At 36.6% G+C, this 3,492-nt stretch carries 2 protein-coding genes and 1 pseudogene; all 3 read left to right on the top strand.

All coding sequences use genetic code 11. The features are described 5' to 3' along the window. Positions 1 to 291 (top strand): annotated as a pseudogene (locus BN338_RS12670) (iron-sulfur cluster scaffold-like protein); the annotation flags it as partial. After that, on the top strand, positions 258 to 608 hold the full coding sequence (yidD, locus tag BN338_RS03825; protein ID WP_039759196.1) for a membrane protein insertion efficiency factor YidD: 351 nt from the start codon (positions 258 to 260) through the stop codon (positions 606 to 608). The pseudogene BN338_RS12670 and the gene yidD, both read left to right, overlap by 34 nt. A gap of 112 nt (positions 609 to 720) precedes the next feature. Beyond that, positions 721 to 2,697 (top strand): threonine--tRNA ligase, encoded by a 1,977-nt coding sequence (thrS, locus tag BN338_RS03820; protein WP_039759194.1) that lies wholly within the window; start codon positions 721 to 723, stop codon positions 2,695 to 2,697. The last annotated feature ends 795 nt before the right edge of the window (positions 2,698 to 3,492 follow it).

The raw sequence follows: 3,492 nt of genomic DNA, 5'->3' as shown, positions 1-3,492 counted from the left end.
GAAATACACGCATGTGTGCTTGGGCAAGCCTCAGCGTCACTTTTAGCATCTCATATCATCGGACAAACAACACAAGATCTTAAAATATTACATAAAGTTATCTATCAGATGCTAACACAAGATGGTCCTTCCCCTCAAGCACCTTTTGAGGATTTTTCTTGCTTACAGCCCATTAAAGACTATAAAGTGCGCCAAGCTGCAACACTACTACCCTTTGATGCAACGATAGACTGCATTCAACAAATTGAAGAAAATAAATGCTCAAATCACAGTTTCAACAAAAAAAAATAACTCGGAATTACACCGGTGCTTGGCAAAAAACACCTGGACGATTATTGGGTATCTCCTTAATACGTCTCTATCAAATAACACTTTCGAGCCTTATAGGTAATCAGTGTCGCCATACTCCAACTTGTTCAGAATATATATATGAAGCAATTGCACGCCATGGGCTTTGGGCTGGCGCATGGATGGGGCTCTTTCGTATCATACGTTGTGGTCCCTTTGGAACAAATGGCTTTGATCCCGTCCCTCCCTCGCTTGGACACTCTTGCTGTTTTTATAAACCTTGGCATTACTGGAAAATTTCTGACAAACACAACAAATAATTCTTTTCTTTTTTCAGATGTATTGATAGAAGAATCAATCTATAAGTTTTTTACTCAGTTTTCACGAAACCATCCGCAATCGTTGGCGGAATTGGATTAAAAGGGTGTTTTTATGTCTTGCTCTATTTCTCTTTCTTTTCCCGATGGTTCAAAACGTAATTACCCCGCCGAAATGACAGGCTTAGAATTAGCAGAATCCATTTCAAAATCACTCGCAAAAAAAGCAGTCGCTTATAGTCTTGATGGCATCACACGAGACCTATCGGATCCATTAGAACGATCTGGTCAAGTAGAGATTATTACCCGAGAAGATTCACGTGCTCTTGAACTCATAAGACATGATTGTGCCCATGTTCTTGCTGAAGCAGTGCAAGAACTCTTTCCTGAAACGCAAGTAACAATAGGTCCTGTGATTGAGAACGGATTCTATTATGATTTTGCACGCCAACAACCTTTCACATTAGATGATCTCACCGTCATTGAAAAGAAAATGCGCGAAATCATCCAACGCAATAAACCTTTTAGAAAAGAAATTTGGTCTCGTGAAAAAGCCAGAAGAGTTTTTTCTGAGAAAAAGGAATTTTATAAAGTTGAACTTATCGATAGTATCCCTGATAATCAAGACTTAAAAATTTATTATCAAGGGGAGTGGTTTGATCTTTGTCGCGGACCGCACATGCAATCTACAGGACAAATTGGAAATGCTTTCAAATTAATGAAAGTCGCGGGAGCTTACTGGCGTGGCGATGCCAATAATCCAATGCTCACGAGAATTTATGGAACAGCATTTGCGAATGAAAATGACTTAAAAGCCTACCTCCATATGCTAGAAGAAGCTGAAAAACGTGATCATCGCCGCTTAGGACGTGAAATGGACTTATTTCATTTTCAAGAAGAAGGCCCAGGAATGATTTTTTGGCACCCAAAAGGCTGGAAAATGTTTCAAAATTTGATCAACTATATGCGTAGGCGCCTTGATGATCATCAATATGCTGAAGTTAATGCACCACAAGTTCTCGATAGATCACTTTGGGAAATATCGGGGCATTGGGGCTGGTATAAGGAGAATATGTTCAAAGCAATTCCAGCAGCAGAAGATGCAGACCATGGGACTGTTTATGCCCTTAAACCAATGAATTGTCCTGGTCATGTGCAAATTTTTAAACATGGTTTAAAATCTTATCGTGATTTGCCTATTAGACTTGCTGAGTTTGGTCTTGTTCATCGTTATGAGCCTTCAGGTTCTTTGCATGGTCTGATGCGTGTACGTAGTTTTACACAAGATGATGCGCATATTTTTTGTACTGATGAACAATTAGCCGATGAATGTCTCAGTATTAATGACCTTATTTTATCGACTTATGCGGATTTTGGTTTTAAAGAAATCAGCCTTAAGCTTTCAACACGTCCAGAAAAACGAGTTGGATCTGATGCATTATGGGATCATGCAGAAAGTATCATGGAATCTGTCCTTAAAACAATTGAAACAAAATCTTCGGGACAAATCAAAACAAGCATCCTTCCAGGTGAAGGAGCCTTTTATGGTCCAAAATTTGAATACACATTAAAGGATGCTATCGGCCGTGAATGGCAATGTGGAACAACACAAATAGACTTTAATCTTCCTGAACGTTTTGGGGCATTCTACATCGATAAAGATTCAGAAAAACGTCAGCCTGTTATGATCCATCGTGCTATTTTTGGATCAATGGAGCGTTTTCTTGGTATATTAATAGAGAATTTTGCTGGGCATATGCCGCTTTGGCTTGCTCCTGAACAAATTGTTGTCGCAACAATTACATCTGAAGCAAATGAATATGCCCAAAAAATAACGGCAAGACTTAAAGCTGTTGGACTTTCTGCAACAACAGATCTCCGTAATGAAAAAATTAACTATAAGATACGAGAACATTCTTTACAAAAAGTTCCCGTCATTTTGGTCTGTGGAAAACGTGAAGCTGAAACAAACAGCGTAAACATGCGTCGCTTAGGAAGTCCAAATCAAATCTTTTTATCTGTAGAAGATGCAATTAAGCAACTCTCAAATGAAGCTACACCTCCAGATTTACAGCGTGTAATAAATGCATAACATCATAGAAGATGGTGAAATATTAGTTTTTTTACTATAAATCATCAATTTTTGTGCAAAATCAAACGATTTGACAGGTTTTTCGGTTTCATACATGATTACCAATCATGCGTAAAAATCATGTGATCACACTTTACGAGGCGGTTGCTAAAAAGTTGAATATAAGAGCTATAAGCTCTTTAAATACAAAAATTGTAGACAATTGAATATGAACAACTAACTGATGGCATTAATCTTTTATCTTTATAACAGGAAGATGACTCTACCACCATAAATAGATCATCGTGATAATAACATTAACATCAAGTAAGAAAATTAAAAACAAGATTATCATAAATACGTAAATTAGTCGAATAACGATGTCTCTTATTCATAAGATACACCTTTATAAAAAATACAATACTTTGATTTATAATGATAATATACCGTTATTCATATTAAGAAAGAATCTTAAATATCATAATGATTCTCTTATTTTAAATCTGTTTATGTTGCAGCAATCAAAATCATTCGTTGGCACGTGACAAGTGGAGAATCTCGTGTGGATAAAAAGCTATTTAGAAAAGACTAAAAAATACCTAAACTGTTTCACAAATGCCGATGGTTTATTGCAACATTAGCGCTGACAAAATATGTGTTGCTTCTTTATAAGCGCAAAAATAGTGCTGCCCAATAAAATTTAACGTTATAGCATTCATTTATAGGCACTGTCGCGAATGGACTTGAAAAGTCTTAAGAAAGATCTTTTAAAAACAGATATGTAAATGACAACTCAATAACGTTCTATAAAAGCAC

This window comes from Bartonella queenslandensis AUST/NH15 (assembly GCF_000312585.1).
In the GTDB taxonomy this organism is placed as follows: Bacteria; Pseudomonadota; Alphaproteobacteria; order Rhizobiales; family Rhizobiaceae; genus Bartonella; species Bartonella queenslandensis_A.
Note: the sequence above shows the minus strand (reverse complement) of the source record. Positions and strands in the feature narration are given on the sequence as shown.